This window comes from Sphingobacterium sp. UBA7038 (assembly GCF_002494055.1).
GTDB classification, from domain to species: domain Bacteria; phylum Bacteroidota; class Bacteroidia; order Sphingobacteriales; family Sphingobacteriaceae; genus Sphingobacterium; species Sphingobacterium multivorum.
This window is the reverse complement of record NZ_DLAV01000022.1, coordinates 60,136-85,437: the sequence shown is the minus strand read 5'-3', so window position 1 is coordinate 85,437 and position 25,302 is coordinate 60,136. Positions and strand designations below refer to the sequence as shown.

Here is a 25,302-nt window from a genome sequence, read left to right as displayed (position 1 = left end):
AACGCGAATTAACAATTAATCGATATGTAAATTATCTATACAATTATTGTCCAAAAGGGGATATTTAAAAGGGAATTTCTCCTGAACAATCTTTTTGTTGCTCACCCATGTCCCATTGAGTACCATTTCCTCTCCTTTTTTTCCGAGCATCAGCTTAATCATCAGTGATGGGACTGGGAGGGGTATGTAGAATGGACCGTATTGACGTTTCGCTATTCTTTTGGTAAACTCGGCAAGCGGAAGCGGTTCGGACGAGCAGGCATTATAAATCCCGGCTATGGTATTATTTTGTATACCAAATAACAGCATGCGGCAGAGATCATCCATATGGATCCAGCTGAGCATCTGTTTGCCAGAACCCAATATCGGAACTGAACGGAAGGGTAGGAAGCGTCCGATTTCTTTTAGCATTCCCTGATCCTTACTGATAACGACTCCAAAACGGAAGACAACGAGTCTTTTTCCCAGTGTTTCAATAGGTTTTACGCTTCCTTCCCAGAGGTTGCAAACCCAGGATAGAAAATTGCCCCCTTGTGGGTCTCCTTCTGTAAAAGGTCTTTTTTGGTAGGGATCGTCAGTTCCATACCAGCCTATAGCGGAGGCAGATATAACTGCTTTTACCTGATTAGGTAGTTGTTTAAGACTTTGGTAGAGCAGTTTCCCACTTTCGACCCGGCTGGCGATAATTTCTTGCTGATATGTTTTTGTCCAGCGTTTGGCATTGAGGTTTGCGCCTGCCAGGTTGATGATATAATCGGCCTCCTGAATTGATTTGGCATCTATCTCTTGCTTATAGGGATCCCATTGTACGTATCTGACATTCGGCTGTGCGGGATGGGATTTCGGATTTCTAGTAAAAATAATAACTTCATAGAAATTGGCAACCAATAGTTTTGTTAAATGAAGACCTATAGCTCCGGCACCACCTGTAATAATTACTTTTTCCATGAATCGAACCTTGTTTTATAATATACGCATATTGTCATTTAAGCGAACCTATTTCTGCTGATATTAAATATACTATTTTGGTTTATAAAAAATCGATCATTGCGGCAGCAATTACAAAAAAAGGTTTATCTCCCGACGAGATAAACCTTTTAAGAGTCGATTAACTGACGTTATTTGTTAAAGCGTTTGAATTGTGCTACCACAGGTTAGCATCTTTGCGCCATAGTAAGGATTTTTGATTTCTTTATGACGGCTTAACCAAGTGGCACCTTTACCTTTATTGAACATCGGGCACTTTTGATAATAAACAGCAGAAGATGGTTTTGAGTTTTTGGACAAACTATAGATATCTTCTGACAAAATTGCGAAGGATTCTCGTTGTTTGCTGATATCCTTGGCCTGTTGTAGGCTCTTTACAATGGCTTTGAGTGATGCTGTTTTGGTTTTCCAGACGTCCTGTTCCGCTTGCGTTAGATCAGCAGTTTTGACCTTGGCGATAGCATCGGCAAGATCGTTTGCGAGGCCTGCAGCTCGTTTACCATCCGCTGCTACAAGCGCATCTTTAAGCAGAAAATATTGGTCATAGATCTTTTGAAAATTGCTTGCGTTGCTGATGTTATCTACTGAAGCTACCGCTGCAATGGTTGCATCTTGGGGGGCGTCTGAAGCTGGAGGAGCTAAATTCCTTTCGTATTGACAGCAAGTGTGTAGCTTAGCATAGGTGTCTTCGGCAGCAAGGTATTTTTCATTGTCGTAGCCTGCTCCAGCGATACTTTTCAATACAGCATCTAAGGACGTTTTCTTTGCATCATAGGCTATTGTCGCTGTTTGGTTGTCTTCATTCCATTCAACTTTCGCCTGAGCGGCGGCTCCTGCATTTTCTATTGTTTTTTTACACATACCGCAGTTCCCGGCAATTTTAACATTGTTGTTCACGGTGTTGTTGTCTTGTGCATAGTTTGTCAAAGAGGATAGCACTAAAGCCCCTGTTATGATATAGTGTTGGATTTTCATATGATTAGATAAAAGAATATATAAAAATAAGTAATCAAAAATGATTGATAAATGATCAATACGAGAATTAACTTATTTTTGGCGGAACCCAGGGACAGAAATATCCTTCAGAAATAAATGTTGGCGCTATGGGTTTATAATTTTTTTTGATGGCTATACCGCAAAGTTCATGACCTTTTTCAAGAGGGTTGGAAATTGCCAAAATCGTACAACTATAAGCACATTGACAATTACAATTTTTACAGGCTTTATGATGTTTACAGAAAGCCTTTTTTTTGGAAGATTTAAATTTTGCACAACAATGGTCCTTTTTGTCAGTGGTAGCATCATCTTGGGTGTGACTGCTGTGTGCATCCATTTTATGGCAGGCAAAAGCGCCGGGTGCACTTAACAGAAAACCTAAGGTTAAAAAAAGTAGTATAAGTCGCTTAATTGCCATGTCAGTTCAAATATAGTCGTTTTGGGCAGAATCTGCTTCCTTTTTAACTTTTTTTGGCATTAAGGACTTTTTTATTCGCTCCATGTTATTTGGGTTCTGAGGGCCGAATAACATGGAGCGACGTTTGGAATTCTTTCTTTTTTTAAGCAAAAGAAGTACTTAAAATTTAAAACCAGAGAAGAAGCCTGGCTTTTTCCAGGTACATTTATATTCATCAGCCAGAGGAGAGTGATCCGAATAGGAAAGCACTTCATCAAGTAAGCTGTGTGCTTTTTTCAGATTCCCAGTTTTATAGTTCACATGTGCTTCTGCTAATTTAACCGATTCGACGTCATCGTCATAACCCCAATCGTGTTGGGCATAAATACCGTTGAAAACTTTGACGTATTTATCTACTTCGTTTATAGCTCCGTTTTCGGCCAAAAGTTCAATGCCGAATTTTAACCAAAGAACATAGTCATTAGGCTCCATGATCGATTGGACCCAGTTATCATGCTTTTGGAATGTTTCCTTACCTGCACTAAATTCCATAAGGTAATAATGGCTTTTAATGATGAGATAGAGTGTTTTTGCCTTGTCGAAATTGTCGATAATAAATTCCGGTTTATTTTTAAGATATTTCTGCGCAGCGATGTTCATGGCTTTGTAGTTGCTCTTTTCATTATATAGCTGCATCAACACATATTGAGGCTGAGCCTCGTGTGGATATTGTTTAGCCATTTGTTCGTAATAAGAGATGCGTTGCGCTAAATTATCCTGTTCGGTTATCTGATAGATAATATGCTCGATCCCATTCTTTGACGCTTCAAAGTCACGGTAGTGATATTCGTCTAAATTGGGATGATCAATATAGAATTTGTAAATAAACTCCAGAAGCTGTTGCGCCCGGGATTGAATGTCCGCTGTACGACCCAGTTGATATTCGACGTCGATTTGATGCATAAGCATGCGGTAACAAGGAGGAAATATGGCAGACTCCGTTTCTTCGTCCTCTTCGTCTTCTTCTGAAGTAAATTCTTGCTGCGCAAGAGTGGCTTCCAACGAGATCTGATAGGTGTCAAAGTACTGTTGAAGTACTTGCTCGAGACGTACGTAATCTTCCAAGGCTGACAAGGTATCGGCTCGGGTGAAATGAAGTTCTTCAAAGTCGGAATAGCTTAATCCTTCGGTTGCGATAGCGTAACAGGTTTCCAATTCACCGGCTTCTTTATAAGCTAAAGCTAGATTATTGCAATTCATGGCCCTATTGTGACTGCCTCCAAAATAGTCACTTTCGTATTTATTTTGTTCAAAATAGTCCTTGAAGGCATCGTAGGCTTGACGGTAAAGTCCGAGGACGAGCAATTGTAGTGCAGACTGATCGACTGCGGTTAAGTTGTCCAGGGAGTGAATGAAATCAGATAGCATAACAGCTTCATTGTAACATTCACGGGGAAGGTCATTGAAAGTAGGGACCTGATCGTAAACTGTTCCATTGGCTTTAAAAGTGCATTCAACTAGACGTCGCCAGGATGTTGCGTTCCATTTCCGTTCGCCTACCATAGTCAGATATGGAATAGCAGCAGCATACTGTCCCTCGTCATAGAGATAGGCTGCCGCAAAATGGTAACCGACGTAAGAGTCAGGATAGGCGTCGATCAATTTGAGTGCATGGAGATAATAATAGTCAAGGGGGATTCCGATTTCTTCCGAGTAATTACGCTCAATGATAAGCTGATAGTAGAAGACCTCAGGGTGCTCATACCCCTCGGCAATCAATTCTTCAAATCGAGTATGCCATTTAACCAGCTCCTGATGGATATGCACGGCTGAGTTTTCCCCTTTGATGAGCTTAAGTAAAATCTGCAATGCTAGGTCGATTGCTTTGTTTTCGTAAGCAATTTCAGCAAGATCCACATAATTCATTTCGTTGCTGCTGATGAAATGCTTAAAATCTGCTTCCATTAAAGCTAAAATATTGGATGTGTTGATCTGTTTTGTACGGTCGAGCAGATATATTTTCTTTATCCAAAAGAGGGAAAAATTATGATCAGAGGTTTCTCGTTCATCCTTGAATGTTTCTTTAACGAAATCAATACTCGCCTCCAAAGCTGGGAGCAACGCTGTATCATCCTGGAGCCCTTCGTAGATATTGGTTAAATAATTGTGACCATATCCGGACATATTCGGGGAAGCGATTAATTTTTTTGCATATTCGATAAATAAACCTTTATTGTCTTCGGTAATATGGGATTTTGGTCGACCAATTTGCGCTAGTGTTGCTTGATTGTCTAAAACATAATTCAGTATATGATATAGAGTCGTTTCATTATTAGGTTCGATGGCCAATGCTTTTTGAAAATAGGGAATCATTTTTTCCTGAATCACATCGAAAATAGCTTCGTGGCCCTCATAAAATAGCTGATCGTGGTAGGCGATGGCGAGGTGTGTCCAAAGCGTCACATCTTGATCGTTTTGTCGTAGTTGATTTTCTCCTTCAATAATAAAGAGGTCTAGTTGTCCGCTGTAGAACAAATCATATATATTCTTTTCTTCCATTTATTAATTCTTGTATGTATTCAGTATATTGAAATCTGTTTAAAATACTATTTAGCTTTCGAAAGCTTTTCAAAGCCAATACCGTTCCATAGAAATTCTTCACTCTTTTTTGTGACCCTAAAATTTGGATTTTCCGCATTATCGTCGATAACTTCTCCCTCTTCAATGTATTTATAGATAATCTGATTATTTTTTCCGTGTTCGGAAGGGAAAAGAATCTTTTCATCGTAATAGAACACACCAGCATCACTAACCGAATATCGGCTAGGAAGATCAACCAGCTGCCGTCCCGTCCAGGCCACATAGTTATATTCAGAGGGTATGCCACAAGCTTCGCCCAGAAATTCAATGCGGATGATGTGTTTGACATTTTGCAGCCCCATTGCTGGCAGCAATTTACTTTGGGAGAAGGTTTGTTCTGAATAGGCGAAAGGGAAGGTGTGTTCAGCTAGAAAATTTCCATTTGCGTCGATAAGCTTTACCCCGGTTGAGAAATGATCCTGTTCCTGTTCGTTGATACCTTTGGTGAAACGTTCAAAACCGTAAATATATTGCGAGCCGTCTGATGCGGTCTGTTTTCCGAGCGCTAATAGTCCAAGCCAAATAAATCCATTCTTTTTGCTGTTACCGTCGGAATAACTTATCTCATACCAAGGAGCATAAAAATTTTTTAGTGTATTTCCTTTGATGGGATTACTATTGATCGTAACGACATTTCCTACGGATAAAGAATCTACGATTGCTGCCTTTAGACTGGGTTGAGCACGGACGTAAGCTTTGGCTGCAAAAACAGTTGCTGACTGGCCTTTCTGTATGTTCCAAACGTTGAAATTATCGTCAAACTTTAAATTTTCCTGCGCTTTTAAGCAAAGTGGTCCGATGCTTAAAATAATAAAATAGCATCCAATTAACTTTTTCATTTTTCACTCTTCTTTCCTACAAAAATAGCTGAATTGGCCCATACCCCTTATCACTGGTTTCAGGTATTTTTTTGTATAGTACCAGAAACGATATTTTATAATCCTTGAGTCATTTGCTACAAAAAATTGGATATGATGAAAAACAAAAATTATGAAAGAGAGCATTTTGAATATTTCAGGAATTGAAGGAGATTATTTATCTGCTGTGTGTCTTTTGGAAAAGACATTTTAGTTAATGCTGTTTTTAGGAATCCACTCCAATTCTTTACCGTTGTTTTTTCTACCAATGAAGCCTATCCCCGGCCAAGGCATATGAGATGCGAGCACAAGTGTCTGTTGTTGATAACAGCGATCAAGTATTTTTATCCGTGTATCCACAGCACGATCGAAGTCAATATCCCATTGAGTTCCCCAATGAGGCTGGGAAACTAGGATCGGTGAATGTATCAGATCAACAAGATTTGTAATTGCTCTATTGTCGGATTTTATTGTATAGATGATATGTCCTGGGGTATGCCCAGCTGCTGATTCTGTATGAATGCAGGAAAATAGTTGATCGCCCGGTTCAAATAGCTGTAATTTGACCTCAATAGCAACGAGTGTTTTTCGTATTAAATCGATGCTAGCTTGAGCAATTTCTGGATTTTCGCTCTTCGAAAAATCAGGACGATCTGACATCCAGAACTCAAATTCGGGTTTAGCCATGTAGTAAGTTGCGTTTGGATAATTGGGTGAACCATCGGCATCTAATATGCCACCGATATGGTCGCGATGTGCGTGCGTAATGAGAATATCGGTTATCTTATTACGGTCAATATTTGCTAAAAGCAGACTTTCCATTAAATTTCCGGCTTTGTCGGTGTCATAATGTCCCTCACCAGTATCAATGAGTATGTATCGATTCTGTTGTTTAATCAGCATGATGATGATGGGTGCTTGGTAGATCTTTGTTGAAAGTGAAAGCCTTTGCAGTTCCATTTCGACTAGTTGAGACGGTGTTTTTGGGGCAAGGGTAGGCTGTAATGTTTCTAGTGTAAAATAACCATCTGTCAGGAGCACAATTTCGAGCGTACCGAAGGGAATTTGTAGATAACCTGTTCTTTTAAGCTGTTTCATATTGCCAAAGTTGAACAAATTGCTTTTAACAATCTAATAGCGTTATGAAAATCAAACACAATGTAATAAATTGATAAAATATTTGCAATACTTATTGGGGCCTAAAGACTGTACAACGATGTTCAGGAATGTAACTTGCCTTTTGTTCGTACCTGCTTCGTACCTTATTCGGATGCGATACAGATATTGTACAAATGCTGACCTGATTCCGACCAGACTCTGTACAGGAATTATCTGGTCGGAATTAGGTCAATAATTGTCGCCAGATTGTTCATCTCCGAAGGTGGTACGAACACAATACGAACACAACCCGAGGACGTCAGCCCTGGTGTTCTTGAACTGTCTTGTTCTCATGAACCGCTTTCTGCTGGATTTTAAACAAGGTGCTGTTTTTGGTGCTGCCTTGGCGCCAGAAACAAAAAAAGCGCTTTCTGATTTCTCTGAAAGCGCTGTTGTCTGCGGAAGAGGCGGGATTCGAACCCGCGGTACCGTTTCCAGTACGACAGTTTAGCAAACTGTTCCTTTCGGCCACTCAGGCACCCTTCCTCGTTTTGACATTGCAAACATAAGGCAATTATTTGATTCTGCAAAGTCTAAATAATAAAAAAAATGCAAAAAAAATGTAACGTTGCAATAAGCGTTTGAAATTCAATTTGTTGTTTGACAATTAAAATTACATTGTTTTTTTGCTTAAATCGTAATCTACCCGAACATGGTAGATACTTTTGAGCATTGCCTTAAAAATAACTGCCGATTCGGTGATATCTTTTAGCGTAATGTTACTATTATTGAACTGTCCTCGCATCAATTTATGTTCAATAATCTTATCGACAAGATTATTGATAGATTCTTCCGATGGTTCTTTTAACGCACGGGATGCGGCTTCGACCGAATCTGCCATCATGAGTACGGCTGTTTCCTTTGAAAAAGGAATAGGGCCGGGGTAGGTAAATAAAGACTCATCCACCAGTTTGTCGGGATTGTTCTTGACAAAAACGTTATAAAAATAGTCAACACGCGTCGTTCCGTGGTGTGTGCGGATAAAATCAAGGATCACGTCGGGCAATTGATGTTTTTTGGCAATATCGACCCCTTTGATGACATGTGATATAATAATCTGCGCACTTTGTTCCGGTGAAAGCTCGTCATGCGGATTTTTTTCTGTCTTCTGATTCTCGATGAAAAATTGAGGGTTTGTCAATTTTCCGATATCGTGGTATAGGGCTCCGGCGCGGACCAACAGTGGATTCCCGCCGATTTTGTAGATAGCGGCTTCCGCTAGATTAGCCACCTGTAGGGAGTGCTGAAAGGTTCCCGGAGCTTTAAAAGAAAGTTCCCGCAATAATTTGGAATTACTATTGGTAAGTTCCATGAGTGTGAGATCAGAGACAATGCCAAACAACTTTTCGAATGCATAGATCATCGGATAAGCCAATAAGGTGATCATGACGCTTACGAAAAAGGGAAGAAGGTCAGACCAGTAAATGGTGTCTATTGATCCGTTTCTGGTGACGACCAAGCCGATATAAGCAATCCAATAGGTGCCGAGGATGATAGCCGAGGAAATGAACAGCTGCTCCCGTTTGACCAATGTTTTAATACTATAGATCGCAACGATGCCCGCCATAAATTGCAGGAAGACAAACTCAAAACTATTTGGTACAAAAAGACCCGCCAGCAGCACCATCAACAGATGGATATTTAGCGCCACACGCGTATCAAATAGAATACGAATAATAATGGGGACGGCACAAAACGGCATATAATAGAGATTCGGTATCTTGATTTTAATGGCCCAGGATAGGACGCCGAGCATACCTATAATGACAATCATGATAATGACCAGCAATCTGTTGTTGAAATAGATGTCCTTGCGGAAAAGAAAAAGGAAAACCATTAGAATTGAAAGGGCGAGCGAGATGATTAGAAATTGCCCTAATGTCACATAATTTTGATTACCACTGATCTTGCCTTCATCTTCGTATACCTTCCGGAGCGATTCGAGTTTCTGGTAAGTTTCATTGGAAATTATTTTTTCTTTTTCGGCGATCAGTTCGCCTTTTTGGACTACACCCCGTGTCGCTGAAATATTAGCAATGGCATTCTGTTCCAAGGCCTCCGTCTGCTGGTCGTTATAACTATAGTTAATGGTAATATAGTTTTTTAAAGTCTCCTCGAGCCAGCTCTTTTGTTTTATTTTGGTCAATTTGGGCATGATCTCATCCATATACCCATAAGAGCTTTCGATGGTGTAACAGTCAGCCGTGTTTTTTTGACTGGCAACTTTGTCCTGGATCAGTGTGAAATTGTAATGCTTGGAAGCTGGAGATTTGTCATTGCTGCGGTTCTGAAACCGATTGTTCAATGAAAGGATGCCTTTGCCATAGAGATGGCTTAAGATGGCATTGCCGGCATTTCTATAATCCGCAATATTCTCATGTGTTGTATCCAGCTTGCTGCTTTGCCATTTTTCGGCCAGATCGGTATTGAACTGATCAATTTGCTCTTTGCTTGTCGTCGTATTGGCATTATAAATCGGTTGAATCGTGTTCAAGATACTTTTCTTGTCCGCATTCAATTCTTCCTGCGTTTTTAATATGGCAAAATTATAAGGTGATATCAGATTCTCATGATTCCATACTTTTCCCTTTTGGAATTCATAGCGAAAACGAGGCTGTTTGGGAAGGAATATACAGATCAGAATAATAGTGATAAGTATTAATCCAATTTTTCGGACGAGGTTCTCCGTTGTATTTAATTCTCTTTTGTACTTTATTTTTAGTCTTCCCACTGTGAGCTATATTTTTAATATAATGTTAATATACAAATGTAGTTATAATTTATTTTCTGCAGCTTCTGCCAATTGTCGTTTGTAGGTATTAAATCGGGTAAATGCTGTGATGAACAAAAAATACTTGTTATCTTTGCAAAAAAAATACAACATGTCAACAAAATCACATCTAATTGCACCATCCGTTCTTGCTGCAGACTTTGCAAAATTATACGATGATATTATCATGGTAAACAACAGTGAGGCAGATTGGTTTCATATTGATATTATGGACGGGGTTTTCGTTCCAAATATCTCTTTTGGATTTCCAGTTATGCAGGCTATTGCAAAACATGCTGCTAAACCTTTGGATGTACATTTGATGATTGTTGACCCCGATCGTTATCTGCAAGTATGTAAAGATTCGGGTGCTGAGATCATTACAGTGCATTACGAAGCATGTACACATTTGCATCGTACAATAGCTGCTATAAAAGAATTGGGATGTAAAGCTGGTGTCGCATTGAATCCACATACACCGGTTGCTCTATTAAAAGATGTTCTTGCAGATTTAGACTTGGTGTGTATTATGTCTGTTAATCCAGGGTTCGGTGGTCAGAAATTTATTCCGAATACCTACGCCAAGGTGCAGGAACTAAGGACGATGGCACAAGGCGTGAATGATGGACTGCTGATTGAAATCGATGGGGGAGTAACGACTGCGAATGCAGCACAGTTATTGAAAGCGGGAGCAGATGTTTTGGTGGCAGGTTCATTTGTCTTCAACGCGACAGATCCTTTGGAAACTGTGAAAGCATTAAAAGACATTGATATAACTGTAGAAAGTATATAAAAGGAAAAGGTGATTTGATAATATAAATCACCTTTTTTTTTGAAAGAAATAAATGCAAAATAGTGGATTGCAAAGAAAGATAGCGGGATTGCATAAGTTCTGTTTAGAACAATTCCAAATTGATTTAAATAAATGGAATGCATGCGTTTAAAGTTGGATTTTCACTATTTTTGTAATTAGTCATACAAGTTGATTTACGACAAATGAATCAACTTCAAAACATGAAGTGGAAGGGTTAATTTGTGATTTGTTAGGGGGACCCGATAGATGGCGTATTAGCTTAATTATATAACAGACATGGTGGCGTAGAAAGATAATGTGTTTTTATGCTGCCCATAAAATAGAAAGATAGATATCTATGAGTATTTACAACGATTACGTACAAGAGGTTGTAGAACGAGAAGGCCAAGGATTACATCCTAAGCCTATTGATGGAGCAGAATTACTAAGTGAGGTAATTGCTCAGATTAAAGATTTAAACAATGAAAATAGAGCTGAATCTTTAAGATTGTTTATTTACAACACGTTGCCGGGTACTACGCCTGCAGCGGGTGTTAAAGCACAATTTCTGAAGGAAATTATTTTGGGTCAATCAGTTGTTGCTGAAATTACACCTGATTTTGCTTTTGAATTGTTGTCACATATGAAGGGTGGTCCTTCGATCAGGGTCTTATTGGACCTGGCTTTGGGCACAGACCTAGCTATTGCAAAACAGGCGGCTGAGGTTCTTAAAACACAAGTTTTCTTATACGACGCAGATACTGCTCGTTTGAAAGAAGCTTTTGAGCAAGGCAATGAAGTTGCGAAAGATATTTTAGAAAGCTATGCAAAAGCAGAGTTTTTTACGAAACTGCCTGAGGTTGCTGAGGAAATTCAAGTGGTTACTTTTATCGCTGGTGAAGGTGATATCTCGACAGATTTATTGTCGCCAGGTAACCAGGCACACTCGCGTTCAGATCGTGAATTACATGGAAAATGTATGATCACACCTGAAGCACAGCAACAGATCGTTGAATTACAGGCGCAACACCCTGGTAAAAGCGTTATGTTAATCGCTGAGAAAGGAACAATGGGAGTGGGGTCATCTCGTATGTCGGGTGTAAACAACGTTGCACTATGGACCGGTAAACAAGCGAGCCCTTACGTTCCTTTTGTCAACATTGCACCAATTGTTGGTGGTACGAATGGTATCTCACCAATTTTCTTGACAACAGTGGACGTGACCGGAGGTATCGGTATAGACCTTAAAAACTGGGTGAAGAAAGTGGATGAAAATGGTAACGTAATCCGTAATGAGAAAAACGAGCCAATTCTTGAAGAAGCTTATTCTGTTGCTACAGGTACTGTCTTAACAATTAATACCAAGACTAAAAAATTATATAACGGCGAGCAGGAGCTAATCGATATTTCGAAAGCTTTGACTCCTCAAAAAATGGAATTTATTAAAGCAGGTGGTTCTTATGCTATTGTCTTTGGTAAAAAGATCCAAACTTTTGCAGCGGAAACTTTAGGTATTCAAGCGCCAGCAGTATTTGCCCCTTCAAAAGAAATTACAATTGAAGGCCAGGGTCTAACGGCAGTGGAGAAAATCTTCAATAAAAATGCGGTAGGTGTAACGCCAGGTAAGGTATTACATGCTGGTTCTGACGTGCGTGTGAAGGTGAATATCGTTGGCTCGCAAGATACGACAGGTTTGATGACTGCGCAGGAATTAGAAGCGATGGCTGCTACAGTAATTTCGCCTACAGTAGATGGGGCTTATCAATCAGGTTGTCATACTGCATCGGTATGGGATAAAAAAGCACAAGCCAATATTCCTAAATTGATGAAATTTATGAATGATTTTGGATTGATCACTGCACGCGACCCTCAAGGGGTGTACCATTCGATGACAGACGTTATTCATAAGGTATTAAATGATATTACCATCGATGAGTGGGCAATCATTATCGGAGGTGATTCACATACCCGTATGTCTAAAGGTGTTGCTTTTGGTGCTGACTCCGGTACGGTGGCGCTAGCTTTAGCGACAGGTGAAGCTTCTATGCCAATTCCTGAATCGGTCAAAGTTACGTTTAAAGGCAGTATGAAAGAACACATGGATTTCCGTGATGTGGTTCATGCGACACAAGCGCAGATGTTGCAACAGTTTGCCGGTGAAAATGTGTTCCAAGGTCGAATTATTGAGGTTCATATCGGTACGCTTTTAGCGGATCAGGCATTTACTTTTACAGACTGGACTGCAGAAATGAAAGCGAAAGCTTCTATTTGTATTTCACAGGATAATACGCTGATCGAATCATTGGAAATCGCTAAAAACCGTATCCAGATTATGATCGATAAAGGCATGGAAAACAAAAACAATGTTTTGCAGGGCTTAATTGACAAAGCGAACAAACGTATTGAGGAAATTAAATCTGGTGCTAAGCCTGCTTTAACTCCAGACACCAATGCGAAGTATTACGCTGAAGTTGTTATTGATCTGGATATTATCGAAGAACCGATGATCGCCGACCCGGATGTGAATAATGCAGATGTTTCGAAACGTTATACACACGATACAATTCGCGATCTTTCTTACTATGGTGGAAACAAAAAGGTGGATTTAGGTTTCGTCGGTTCTTGTATGGTTCACAAAGACGATTTGAAGATCGTATCGAAGATGTTGAAAAACATTGAACAGCAAAAAGGTGTTGTTACGTTTGAAGCGCCTTTGGTCGTTGCAGCGCCAACATACAATATCATTGATGAGCTAAAAGCGGAAGGCGATTGGGAATTCTTACAAAAGTACTCTGGATTTGAATTTAGCGATGCTTTACCAAAAAGTACTGCGCGTACTGAATACGAGAATATTATGTATTTGGAGCGTCCTGGTTGTAACCTTTGTATGGGTAACCAGGAGAAAGCAGCTAAAGGTGACACGGTAATGGCTACGTCAACCCGTTTATTCCAAGGACGTGTCGTTGAAGACAGAGATGGTAAAAAAGGGGAGTCATTATTAGCATCAACTCCGGTTGTTGTTCTTTCAGCGATTTTGGGCCGGATTCCGAATATTGAAGAATATAAAGCTGCTGTGGAAGGCATTAACTTAACGAAGTTTGCGCCTATTCCAACAAAATAATTAGTGATAGGGTTTAGTAACTTAATTAAACAACATAAATTAGAGAGATATGGCTTTTGATATAGATATGATTAAAAAGGTCTATAGCCAATATGATGAGCGCATTTCTGCTGCTCGTCAGGTGGTTAACAAACCTTTGACTTTATCTGAGAAAATTTTGTATGCCCACCTTTGGGATGGCAATGCTACTGAGGATTACAAACGTGGCGTTTCTTACGTTGATTTTGCTCCAGATCGCGTTGCTATGCAGGATGCAACTGCACAGATGGCATTATTGCAATTTATGCAAGCTGGGCGTCCAAAGGTAGCGGTTCCTTCTACTGTACACTGTGATCACCTGATTCAGGCGAAAGAGGGTGCGGATAAAGATTTGGCTCGTGCTAAAAGCGAAAGTTCTGAAGTATTCAACTTTTTGAGTTCTGTATCCAATAAATATGGTATCGGTTTTTGGAAACCCGGAGCTGGTATTATTCACCAAGTCGTTTTGGAAAACTATGCGTTTCCAGGCGGTATGATGATCGGTACAGACTCGCATACGGTGAATGCCGGTGGTTTAGGTATGGTTGCGATCGGTGTGGGTGGTGCTGATGCGTGTGATGTGATGGCAGGTTTACCTTGGGAACTTAAATTCCCGAAACTGATCGGTGTAAAATTAACGGGTAAGTTGAGTGGATGGGCGGCAGCAAAAGATGTGATCCTCAAAGTCGCGGGTATTTTGACTGTAAAGGGTGGAACTGGTGCCATTGTCGAGTATTTTGGCGAAGGTGCGGAGTCGCTATCGTGTACAGGTAAGGGAACCATCTGTAACATGGGTGCTGAAATTGGTGCAACAACCTCAACTTTCGGTTATGACGAATCGATGGAACGTTATCTGCGCGCTACGGGTCGTGCCGAAGTAGCTGATGCGGCCAATGCTATAAAACAGCATTTGACTGCGGATGCTGAGGTCTATGCTGACCCAGAACAATATTTTGATCAGTTAATTGAAATCAATCTGTCTGAATTAGAGCCTTCTCTAAACGGTCCTTTTACGCCAGATTTGTATACTCCGGTTTCACGCATGCGTGAAGAAGCAACGAAAAATGGCTGGCCTCTGCAAGTTGAATGGGGATTGATCGGTTCATGTACAAACTCTTCCTATGAAGACTTGTCACGTGCGGCTTCTATTGCAAGACAGGCTGTTGATAAAGGGCTTATCACAAAAGCTGAATTCGGTATTAATCCAGGGTCAGAGCAAGTGCGTTTTACGGCTGATCGCGATGGTTTGCTGAAAACTTTTGAAGATCTCAATGCGACAATTTTTACAAATGCATGTGGTCCATGTATCGGTATGTGGGATCGTGTAGGGGCCGATAAACAAGAGAAAAATACAATCGTTCATTCTTTCAATCGTAACTTTGCAAAACGTGCAGATGGTAATCCAAATACCTATGCATTTGTTGCATCGCCAGAATTGGTAGCTGCAATTGCAATTTCTGGTGATTTGGGTTTCAATCCGGTAACTGATACCTTGATAAACAACAAGGGTGAACAAGTGAAGCTGGATCCACCTGTGGGGGATGAGTTGCCAACAAAGGGATTTGCGGTAGATGACCCAGGGTACCAAGCGCCAGCTGCTGATGGTAGTTCGGTGGTGGTTGATGTAGCACCTACTTCTGATCGTCTTCAATTGTTGGAGCCTTTTGCTCCATGGGAAGGTACAGATTTGAAAGGGTTGAAACTATTGATTAAGGCGAAAGGTAAATGTACTACTGACCATATTTCTATGGCTGGTCCTTGGTTGAAATACCGTGGTCACTTGGATAATATCTCAAATAACATGTTGATTGGCGCCTTGAATTTCTTCAATGAGAAGACTGATAGCGTTAAAAATCAACTTACAGGCGAATATGGTCCTGTTCCTGCAACACAGCGGGACTATAAAGCACACGGTATTGGTTCAATTGTGGTCGGTGATGAAAACTACGGTGAAGGTTCTTCCCGCGAGCATGCTGCGATGGAACCTCGTCATTTAGGTGTTCGTGCTGTTTTAGTTAAGTCTTTTGCCCGTATTCACGAAACAAACCTGAAAAAACAAGGTATGTTGGGATTAACGTTTGCAAATAAAGACGATTATAACAAGATTCAGGAGAATGATACCATTGATATTATCGGTCTGACAGAATTTGCTCCAGGTAAACCATTAACGCTTGTGTTACATCATGCTGATGGTACTTCGGAAGAGATTTTGGCGAATCATACCTACAATGCGCAACAAATCGAGTGGTTTAAAGCCGGTGGAGCTTTGAATATCATCCGCAAAAATCAAGGATAATAATTCTTTAGAAATAAAATGAAAAGCTGCTTTCCTGGAAATGGGAAGCAGCTTTTTTTTGAAAGTGTCTGATGTTATTCGACAGAAAGAACTTGCTAGTTTGCTTTAACTGCTCTCGGTGCTTGAGAAGTCAAGAAGGTTTGTTTTTTAAATCGAATGACATTTCTGTGATCTTCGTCATATTTTACCAATTTCCACTGTTTTTATTTGCTTATAAAATAGAATGCCGGTACTTTTGCCCAACGTTTTTAGCACCGATATGAGAAAAATATTTTTAACGATTGGAGCACTTGCACTAAGTGTTTCTGCCTTATTTGCCCAAGAAAATCCTGAGATAGGAAAAAGCATTTTCAAACCGAAAAATTTGAGAACAGAGAGTAACAAGGGCAAATTCTTCTTCTTTTGGGGGTACAACTTCTCTTCTTACGCGAAATCAGATATTCATTTTACGGGACCTAATTATAATTTTATTCTGCATGATGTAAAAGCGGGTGACAGGCCAACTAAATTTGGTTCAACGTATTTTGATCCAAGCAGACTGACTATTCCGCAATTTAATCTGCACTTTGGTTATTATATCAAGGATAATTATTCCATTTCATTGGGATGGGACCATATGAAATATGTGGTCGATATTCCGCAACAGGTGAAAATTTCGGGTTTTATCGGTGAAGAGATTTCTAACCCTGGTATTCCGACAGGAAATCGCGCTGGTCAATATAACGGTGAATTGATTACTGTAGACTCCGCCATGCTGACATTTGAACACACCGATGGCTATAACTTTGCCTCAGTAGGGCTAGAGCGTTATGACGACATCATCAATAACCGCAAGGGTCAACAGGTATTGACGATGGAATCGGGTGTGGATGTAGGCTTATTGATTCCTCGTTCCGACGTACATCTTTTTGGTGAAGGAGCCAACCATTTTTGGAACATTGCAGGGTATGGCGCTTCGGCAAAAGTTGGTTTGCACTACCGTTTTTATAAAGGACTCTATCTTCAGGGGAATTTCAAAACGGGCTGGACTGATTTAACAAACATTCGTACAACTGGAAGAAGAGGCGTAGATAAAGCCTCTCAACAAATATGGTTTTTTGAAAATTACTGGGCTTTGGGCTTTAGGTTTTAAAATATATTCGATACAAAAAAGGCTACTTTAAAGTAGCCTTTTTTGTATATTCTTTTTATATCCTATTTCATCTTCTATAAACGTCTCAGCTAAATGTCGCTCAGTTTGAAAATATCCTTTACCCGAATACCTTTTTCAGTACGCTGAAGTGTACAGCATTCATGTATCGGATCGTGTTCGAAAAATAAGATGTATTCATTATCGACGATCTCATTCCAATAGCTGTTGCGTTCCTCCATGGTCACGAGAGGTCTAACATCATAGCTCATAACATAAGGAATGGGGATATGTCCCACCGATGGCAATAGATCCGCCATATAGAGGATCGTTTTGCCTTTATACAGTATCTGAGGCAGCATCATCGCTTCTGTATGACCGTGTGCATAACGGATAGCAATATTGCTTCCGAAAGGATTTTGGTGATCTTCGACAAATTTTAATTGCCCACTCTCTTGTATTGGTAAAATGTTCTCTTTTAAGAAAGAAGCTTTTTCGCGTGGATTAGGATCGGTAGCCCAAGACCAATGGTCGCTATTGCTCCAAAAATGAGCATTTTTAAAAGCCGGAACGAGTTGTTCACCTTGGCGGGCGATAGCGCCACCACAATGATCGAAATGCAGGTGTGTAAGGATGACATCGGTGATATCACTTCTGTCAAACCCACTATTTTTTAATGATTTATCCAGCGTTGCATCGCCATGAAGATAATAATAGCTGAAGAATTTTTCATTTTGTTTGTCTCCCAATCCTGTATCGACCATCATTAAACGATTACTGTCCTCGATGAGGAGCAGGCGGTTTCCCCAGGTACACATATTGTTTGAGTCGGCCGGGTTTGTTTTGTTCCAGATACTCTTGGGGACAACGCCAAACATTGCACCGCCATCAAGTTTGAAAAATCCCGTTTCTATGGCATGTAATTTCATTCGCAGATGATATGTCTTTTAATGATCTGTTTTTACCTTATTAATATTTGTAAAGCTTGGAACAATTTACGAAAAATATGTGATATTTTTTGATGGTGATAAATTGATGTGCTAAAAAAATATGCTAAAAAGTTTAATTTTTTTTACCTCTATAAGTTGCTGTTAATGAGTTTTTTGTTTTTGTGTTTTTTGTACAATAAGCTTGATTTTTAGGTAATTAAGTTTTGTTTTTAGCGAAAAATGCCTTTAAATTTGGGCACATTTTAAAACAAACAAAAAATATGAAAAAGGGTAACATTGGAAACGCGCCTGATTTGAAATATTTAAAAATTGATAGTACAAAAAATGTATTTTATCAATTGCCTGTTTCTGAATTGGTCGAACATGCCTTAGCAAATCACGAAGGTCGACTTTCTGATACGGGAGCGCTAGCTGCTGATACAGGGAAATTTACTGGAAGGTCGCCAAAAGATCGGTTTCTGGTCGAAGATTCTTTAACTAAAGATAGCGTTTGGTGGGGAGAGATCAATCAACGAATGTCTCCGGCTAATTTCGAAGCACTACTCTCGAAAGTAGCGGCTCACTTAAGTGATCAAATCATCTATGTAAGAGATTGTGCTGCAGGGGCTGATCCAGCTTATCAAATAGATTTACGTGTTGTTACGGAAACAGCTTATCAAAGTATATTTGCCAATAACCTGTTTCTACGGCCGGAGCCAAATCCAGATGCCCAGCCAGCCTGGTCGATTTTAGCCGCTCCGACGCTGCTTATCGATGAGCCGCATCAATATGGCATTATCAACGAAAATTTTGTCGCGATTGACTTTACAAAAAAGATAGTACTGATTGCAGGGACCGGTTACACGGGGGAGATTAAAAAGAGCATTTTTTCAATATTGAACTTTATTTTGCCATTCCAGCATAATGTGCTTTCTATGCACTGCTCGGCGAACACTTCGAAGGAAGGGGAGACAGCGTTATTTTTCGGACTTTCAGGTACAGGGAAAACGACCCTGTCGGCTGATAGAAACAGAAAGTTGATTGGTGATGATGAGCATGGATGGAGCGAAAGGGGAATATTCAATTTCGAAGGCGGCTGCTACGCCAAATGTGTAGGGTTGTCAGAAGACAAAGAACCTGAGATCTTTCACGCAATTCGTTTTGGGGCTCTCCTTGAAAATGTTGTGTTGGATGAATTTGATCGACCTGATTATAACGATATTAGCAAGACAGAGAATACGAGGGTATCCTATCCCATCGATTTTATGGAAAATGCCGAAATAAATGGAATTGGCAATGAACCAGAAAATATTTTTTTCCTTACAGCAGATGCTTTTGGTGTACTTCCTCCCATTTCATTGTTGACCACCGATCAGGCGGTATATCATTTTGTCAGTGGTTATACAGCAAAGGTTGCCGGTACAGAGGTCGGGATAAAGGAGCCTACAGCAGCATTTTCAACCTGTTTTGGACAGGCATTTTTACCGCTCCATCCTTCAAAATATGCGGCCTTGCTGCGTTCGAAACTAGAGCAAAATCGTAACATCAAAGTTTGGCTAGTGAATACAGGCTGGATTGCTGGTCCTTACGGAATAGGTAGACGTATTAAGCTGAATTATACACGATCGCTAATTCGCGCGGCCATGGACGGTTCACTACTGGAATCTCAGTTTAATAAGCATGATATTTTTGGATTGGAATATCCAACGAGCTGTGGAGAGCATGTTCCTGCACAAATTTTAGATGCACGCGGTTTATGGAACAATGATGAGGCTTATGACATGCAAGCAAAACGCTTGGCGAAGCTGTTCATTTCGAATTTTGAAAAATTCAATAATGAAATGCCGGACTCCGTGCTGGCCGCAGGACCTAAAATCGAAACTACGATACTTGTATCTTAATTCGTTTTAATATTATAAAAAAACAGGAGGAANNTTCCTCCTGTTTTTTTATAATGATACCTTACCAGACCGACAGTCATTTAGTCGTGTTTTGTAACGAAAGAATCTATTTTTTCCTGCTCACTTCCAACAAGCGCATTGATAATCAGTTTGAAGGACGCTAAGCGGGCCTTTTTCTTGTTATCTTTGGTAATTTCTAACCAAGGCGATTTTTTGGTGCTTGTCTTTTTAAATAAATCTTCAATATAACCCGTATAAACATCCCATTTCTCCTGCGCCTGCTCGTCCAGCACACCGATTTTCCATTGTTTTAGGATATCTTCTTTTCGCTCTTTTAATCTTTCGGCCTGCTCTTCTTTGCTGATATTCAGGAATAATTTGATAAGGATGATGCCATCGTCGATTAACTGCTTCTCAAATTCAGGAACTTGGTTCATAAACAGCTCGTGCTGTTCCTTGGTGCAAAATCCAAATACTGGTTCAACAACAGCTCTGTTATACCAGCTGCGGTCGAAAATCACAATTTCCCCAGCATTGGGGAGCTGTTTGATATATCGTTGAAAATACCATTGTCCAGCTTCCTCCTCGGTTGGTTTAGGCAATGCAACAACGCGCACCTTTTTGGGATTCAGGTATTGGGTTACACGGCCAATTGTACCGCCTTTACCCGCAGCGTCCCTGCCTTCAAAAATAATCAGTACTCGTTTTCCTTTTTCAATGATTTCATATTGAAGTTTTAAGAGCTTGACTTGGAGCTCGTAAAGCTCCTTTTCATAATCGTAAACATCATTGAATTTTTTTATCTCCAGAATGCCATGCTGTTCCAGATAGTTTAAAACATCTTTGTTTTCGTAGATCTTCTGAAGTTCATTTAAATCGTATTCTGCCATATGCTATTGATTTATACGTTCGTTTTCCTAAAGTTACTTATTGAATTGTTAAAAAACGTCAAATTTCATATAATTCCGAATGGGATGTGTAATAATAAGCTCTTCACTTACGTTTAGAATTCTAAACAGCAAAAAAGGCTGTTTGCATAAATAAGACTTTTCATAAATTTAGGTTAATAATTGGTTAGGTTAGCTCGGAGTTCCCCACTTCGAGCTTTTTTGTCGGATGGGGGATCGCTTCAAGAGTACGAAAAAATACGATTCTGTTCCCGCTTAATTGAGCTGATCCTCCGTTTATTCTAAATGTTAAAAAATGTTAAATGGCATCTATTCTTATAATGAATTCAAAAATGCGACGTTTTCATTACAAATACTTTTCATAAAATAGGTTAATATATGGCTAACGAAAGCTCAGAGTTCCCCACTCTGGGCTTTTTATTTTTCAGGTCCCATTTTCGACTTAAAGGCTTTTTTTGACTTAAGTCAATGTTAGCTTTTTGATCCGTAGCATATTTGTACTCGAAATATAGTTGTGTGGGGGGGGCAGTCATAAAAAAGTTGCATTACAGATGCGTGGTACAGCACTTGGAGCTTGTGTTGCATTGGTGGATTTGCCTCTACGAATGGCAGGGGCATTGGCGGGATTAGTAGCGGGCCCGTTTGGTTATCAGTCGGTTTATTTATTGGGGGAATCAGCTGTCTGCTCGCTATCCTTATATTGATCTGCGACATGAAATAAGCTCAGAGCAATTCACTGTTTGTTGCAGTAAAGAGTCTCATTAAAGTCGGGCGGAACTTAAATCGATATATATAAAATAAGACGGACCAGATGTACATCCGGTCCGCCTTATTTATTGTGTATTTTGCTGCGCTCTAGGCAACTTCTCTTAGATCTACTGCTACTACACGGGATACACCTTGTTCCACCATGGTTACTCCATAGATGATGTCTGTACTTGCAATCGTTTTCTTATTGTGTGAGACTACGATAAATTGTGAATTTTTCGAAAAATCCCGGATAATATTGTTGAACTTATCAATATTCGTATCATCTAAAGGAGCGTCCACCTCATCGAAGATACAAAATGGTGCCGGTTTAGAAAGATAGAGTGAGAATAAGAGAGCTGTTGAAGTCAAGGTCTTTTCACCACCCGAAAGCTGATTGATAGACAGCGGCCTTTTCCCTTTGGGTCTTGCAATAATGTCGATATCTGAATCCAACGGATTGCTCGGGTCTGTGAGTACCAGGTCACAGCTGTCTTCTTCGTTAAATAGCGAACGGAATACTTTAACGAAGTTATTCCTCACGGCATCAAATGTAAACATAAACTGAACCTGAGCGGTATCGTCAATTTCTTTTATTGTTGCCATCAAGGATCCTTTTGCTTCAATTAAATCAGCTTTCTCTTTGTTAATGAAATCATAGCGTTCGTTCATCTCGTCGAAAGCCTCTTTTGCCATCAGATTGATCGTTCCAAATTCATCAAGCTGTTTCTTGAGTTTGCTACATTTGGTTGCCAATGTCGCTTGATCTTCTGTGATCTCAGGCGCATCTTCACGGTCAATTAGATCTTTCAATTCAATGTTGAATTCAACGGAAAGGCGTTCTTTTAAGGCATTGAGGTCGATCTGCAGACCTGTTTTTTTATCTTTGATCTCTGAAATAAGAAAGTCACTCTGCTCTTTTGAACGACGCTGCTGTGTCAGGGCGTCTTCGAGATTATTGATTTTCTGCTTATCTGCATAGTAGTTGTCTTCCAATTCTTTAAGACCATCTTCTAAAGCAATCTTCTGCTCATACATGGCAATAAGATCCCGATCTTCTTCATCTTCAAATGGAATGGTTGTTCTTAACGCTTCTTGCACTTCAACTAATTCTGCACTGTTTCGCTCCAGACGGAGTTCGTGGTCATCCTTCTGCGTCTCTCTAAATTCGAGATCTTTCGTGATATTGGAAACTTTGTTTAACTGTTGATGATAAGCGATATTCTCTTGATTGTATGCGGTCGATTTTTCGTTAAGTATTTCAGCTATTTCATGGAACTGGTCCTGTAAAGTCGATAATTCGGCGATACTCTGTTCTTTTTCCTGGCGCAGCTCCTGAAGCTGTGGCTCGGCAATCCTTAAATCTGATTCTATACTTTCAATTTTCTCCTGAATATCTTTTTTACGGGCCTGGGAGTTATTGATGAAGGCTTGATATTGCTCTTGCTTTGTTTTGACAGTAATTAATTCATTATTCAGTCTATTGAGCTGAAAACGAAGCTCATCGATTAACTCTTTCTGCGAATTGCCGCGTAGTACATCCAAGCGAGCTGTTTCGGCGGTTATTTTATCTTCAAGTTTTGCTATTTCCTGATTTAAGGTTTTGATCTCTTGGGATAACACTTCGAGGTTTTTCGCTCTTCCGATACGTTTGCCCTCAAATAATCCCACGGAACCACCAGAAAGACCCAAATGATGTTTCGAATAACGTCCATTTTTTTGCAGAATCACCTGTCCCAGAGCAGGTAGCTTTTCATCCAGTTCTTTTTCATTGTCATGTTTAAGAATAAAGACCTGCTGGAGCAGCATCGTACATAAAGCCTTGTACTTTTCGTCTACTGTAATCACATCCAACGCAGACATCAAATTGTCATTTGGTGCAGGGGCAGCGCTTGGCGAGTGTGTTATGGCATCTAAAACAAAGAAATTAGCTCTTCCTTTTGCGGCATCGCTCAATAGCTGAATTGCTTGAACAGCATCTTGTTGTGTTTCGACAACATAGTGATTCATTATAGGCTCTAGATAGTTCTCAATAGCCACGCGATAATCTTCCTGACAGAAAAGGACATCTGATAGGAGCGGAGGTTGCTTTTTCCATCCTGCATTTTTCTTGAGGAACCGAATGGAATCGGGGAAACCTTCTAAATTATCAACAAGAGATTTCGTGAGGTTGTATTCGTTTTGTTTGGCATCTACCAGACGGAGGTCTTTGGCAAGCTGGGCCTTAAGTTCTTCTAGGTTTGCCTGGCACTGACTGATCTGTCCTTGGAGCTCTTCTTCCAGCTGGTTTGCTGAGTCATACTGTAACTGCTGTGCTTCCACACGGCCTTCCAGTTCAGTAACAGCAGAATTAAACTGCTGCAATTCGGCTTCTTTTGCTTCTGTATCTACACTATTGCGAACAGATTCTTGGAGGAGGGCTTCTTTCTGAATGGTAAATACGGCAAGATCTTTTTCTAATTTGTAGATTTTTGCCTGTAATTCAGCATTACTCTTATTAAAAAGATCAAGCTTTCCCTTTGCCGATTGTTGCTGTCCCCTCAGTTCGTCGACTTCGGATTTATCCGATTCAAGATTCGTTTTTAACGAATCGAGTTTATTTTGTTCATCAAACAATTCTTCATTCAGTCGTTTGATGGTGTAGAGTACATGATTAAGCTGTTGTTTATCACTGTTGATATCGAGGTTCAACCGGTTCTCTTTATCTTGAAGATTTTTGACCTTTTCGTTTTTGATCTTCTTTTCCGATTCATGACCTCGGATTTTATTGACAAATTCCTGCGTTGTTTTTTGCTGTACCGAAAGGTTTTTTTCTTGTTCCAAATTTGTCTGGCGGAGTGATTGGAGTTCCGTTTCCGCATTCAGAATATTTTGATGTGCATTGGCAGCATCTTTCTGAACCTTGGATTCTTGTGTTTGAAGTCTTTCCAATTCAGTCGAGAAATCTGCTATTTTATAATAAGCCAAATCTATACTGCTTTGGCGGTATTCTGCTTTAAGTGAGGTATATTTTTCAGCTTTTTTAGCTTGATTTTCTAATGATTTGAGGTTCTTTGTGATTTCGTAAAGCAAGTCATCTACACGGCTAAGATCGGCCTCAGTATCTCTCAGCTTTGCCAAAGTCTGTTTTTTACGAACTTTATACTTAGAGATTCCAGATGCTTCTTCGAAGAGGTTGCGACGTGAATTATCTTTATTATTGATAATTTCATCAATCATTTTCAATTCGATGATCGAATAGCTGTCCGCACCAACTCCGGTATCCAGGAACAGATCTGTGATATCTTTTAAACGACATTTGACATCATTCAATCGATATTCACTATCGCCGTTGCGAAACAGCTTCCGCGTGACGGTTACTGTCGAGAATTCCGTTGGCAAAATATTATTGTTGTTGTTGAAGGTCAGCGAGACCTCTGCAAGGTTTGCCGGTTTTCTATTTTTCGTTCCATTGAAGATAATATTTTCCATCTTATCGGAGCGAAGCATCTTTGTACTCTGCTCTCCCAGCACCCAGCGTATGGCGTCGACCACATTGGACTTCCCACATCCATTGGGGCCAACAATCGCTGTGACACCATCATTGAAGTTGATCGTGATCTTGTCTCCGAAACTTTTAAATCCTTTAATTTCTAGTTTGGTTAACTGCATTTAT

14 protein-coding genes and 1 tRNA gene are annotated in these 25,302 nt (G+C 40.0%); 5 read left to right on the top strand and 10 right to left on the bottom strand.

Features of this window, described 5'->3' with window-relative positions; all coding sequences use genetic code 11:
* Positions 1-15: 15 nt before the first annotated feature.
* The 7 genes from B3H30_RS14995 to B3H30_RS14965 all read right to left on the bottom strand — a co-directional run bounded on the left by B3H30_RS14995 (position 16) and on the right by B3H30_RS14965 (position 9,766).
* A complete protein-coding gene (locus B3H30_RS14995) occupies positions 16-948 on the bottom strand; it encodes a TIGR01777 family oxidoreductase (RefSeq protein WP_070561112.1) in 933 nt (310 codons plus the stop codon).
* A gap of 177 nt (positions 949-1,125) precedes the next feature.
* Positions 1,126-1,962: a DUF3347 domain-containing protein gene (locus tag B3H30_RS14990; protein ID WP_070561111.1), complete on the bottom strand. Its 837-nt coding sequence runs from the start codon at positions 1,960-1,962 to the stop codon at positions 1,126-1,128.
* Positions 1,963-2,560: 598 nt separating this feature from the next.
* Positions 2,561-4,939 (bottom strand): hypothetical protein, encoded by a 2,379-nt coding sequence (locus B3H30_RS14985; RefSeq protein ID WP_070561109.1) that lies wholly within the window; start codon positions 4,937-4,939, stop codon positions 2,561-2,563.
* Positions 4,940-4,986: 47 nt separating this feature from the next.
* Positions 4,987-5,859 carry an SH3 domain-containing protein gene (locus tag B3H30_RS14980; protein WP_070561108.1) on the bottom strand — a complete coding sequence of 291 codons (873 nt, stop codon included), beginning with the start codon at positions 5,857-5,859 and terminating at the stop codon, positions 4,987-4,989.
* A gap of 228 nt (positions 5,860-6,087) precedes the next feature.
* On the bottom strand, positions 6,088-6,975 hold the full coding sequence (locus tag B3H30_RS14975) for an MBL fold metallo-hydrolase (protein ID WP_070561107.1): 888 nt from the start codon (positions 6,973-6,975) through the stop codon (positions 6,088-6,090).
* 459 nt (positions 6,976-7,434) lie between these two features.
* Positions 7,435-7,521 (bottom strand) — tRNA-Ser (locus tag B3H30_RS14970).
* Positions 7,522-7,648: 127 nt separating this feature from the next.
* Positions 7,649-9,766, bottom strand: a complete 2,118-nt coding sequence (locus tag B3H30_RS14965) for an HD family phosphohydrolase (protein WP_070561106.1) — start codon at positions 9,764-9,766, stop codon at positions 7,649-7,651.
* Positions 9,767-9,917: 151 nt separating this feature from the next.
* Here B3H30_RS14965 and rpe point away from each other — a divergent pair, with 151 nt between their 5' ends.
* The 4 genes from rpe (at position 9,918) to B3H30_RS14945 (ending at position 17,165) form a co-directional block, all read left to right on the top strand.
* Positions 9,918-10,598 carry a ribulose-phosphate 3-epimerase gene (rpe, locus tag B3H30_RS14960; RefSeq protein ID WP_070561105.1) on the top strand — a complete coding sequence of 227 codons (681 nt, stop codon included), beginning with the start codon at positions 9,918-9,920 and terminating at the stop codon, positions 10,596-10,598.
* A 358-nt stretch (positions 10,599-10,956) separates the two neighbouring features.
* Positions 10,957-13,719, top strand: coding sequence for a bifunctional aconitate hydratase 2/2-methylisocitrate dehydratase (locus B3H30_RS14955; RefSeq protein ID WP_070561104.1), 2,763 nt, complete (start codon positions 10,957-10,959; stop codon positions 13,717-13,719).
* A 49-nt stretch (positions 13,720-13,768) separates the two neighbouring features.
* Positions 13,769-16,033 carry an aconitate hydratase gene (locus B3H30_RS14950; RefSeq protein ID WP_070561103.1) on the top strand — a complete coding sequence of 755 codons (2,265 nt, stop codon included), beginning with the start codon at positions 13,769-13,771 and terminating at the stop codon, positions 16,031-16,033.
* A gap of 259 nt (positions 16,034-16,292) precedes the next feature.
* Positions 16,293-17,165 (top strand): hypothetical protein, encoded by an 873-nt coding sequence (locus tag B3H30_RS14945; protein WP_070561209.1) that lies wholly within the window; start codon positions 16,293-16,295, stop codon positions 17,163-17,165.
* Between the two features lie 89 nt (positions 17,166-17,254).
* Here the strand turns inward: B3H30_RS14945 and B3H30_RS14940 are convergent, their stop codons facing one another.
* The gene (locus B3H30_RS14940) at positions 17,255-18,091 is read right to left on the bottom strand and encodes an MBL fold metallo-hydrolase (RefSeq protein ID WP_070561102.1); all 837 of its coding nucleotides are present in this window, start codon (positions 18,089-18,091) and stop codon (positions 17,255-17,257) included.
* Positions 18,092-18,372: 281 nt separating this feature from the next.
* Between B3H30_RS14940 and pckA the strand changes: the two genes are divergently transcribed.
* Positions 18,373-19,992, top strand: a complete 1,620-nt coding sequence (pckA, locus tag B3H30_RS14935; protein WP_070561208.1) for a phosphoenolpyruvate carboxykinase (ATP) — start codon at positions 18,373-18,375, stop codon at positions 19,990-19,992.
* Between the two features lie 80 nt (positions 19,993-20,072).
* Here the strand turns inward: pckA and ppk2 are convergent, their stop codons facing one another.
* On the bottom strand, positions 20,073-20,882 hold the full coding sequence (gene ppk2, locus B3H30_RS14930) for a polyphosphate kinase 2 (protein ID WP_046672869.1): 810 nt from the start codon (positions 20,880-20,882) through the stop codon (positions 20,073-20,075).
* 873 nt (positions 20,883-21,755) lie between these two features.
* Entirely contained in the window at positions 21,756-25,298 is a 3,543-nt protein-coding gene (smc, locus tag B3H30_RS14925; RefSeq protein ID WP_070561101.1) for a chromosome segregation protein SMC, read from the bottom strand.
* Positions 25,299-25,302 lie beyond the last annotated feature (4 nt).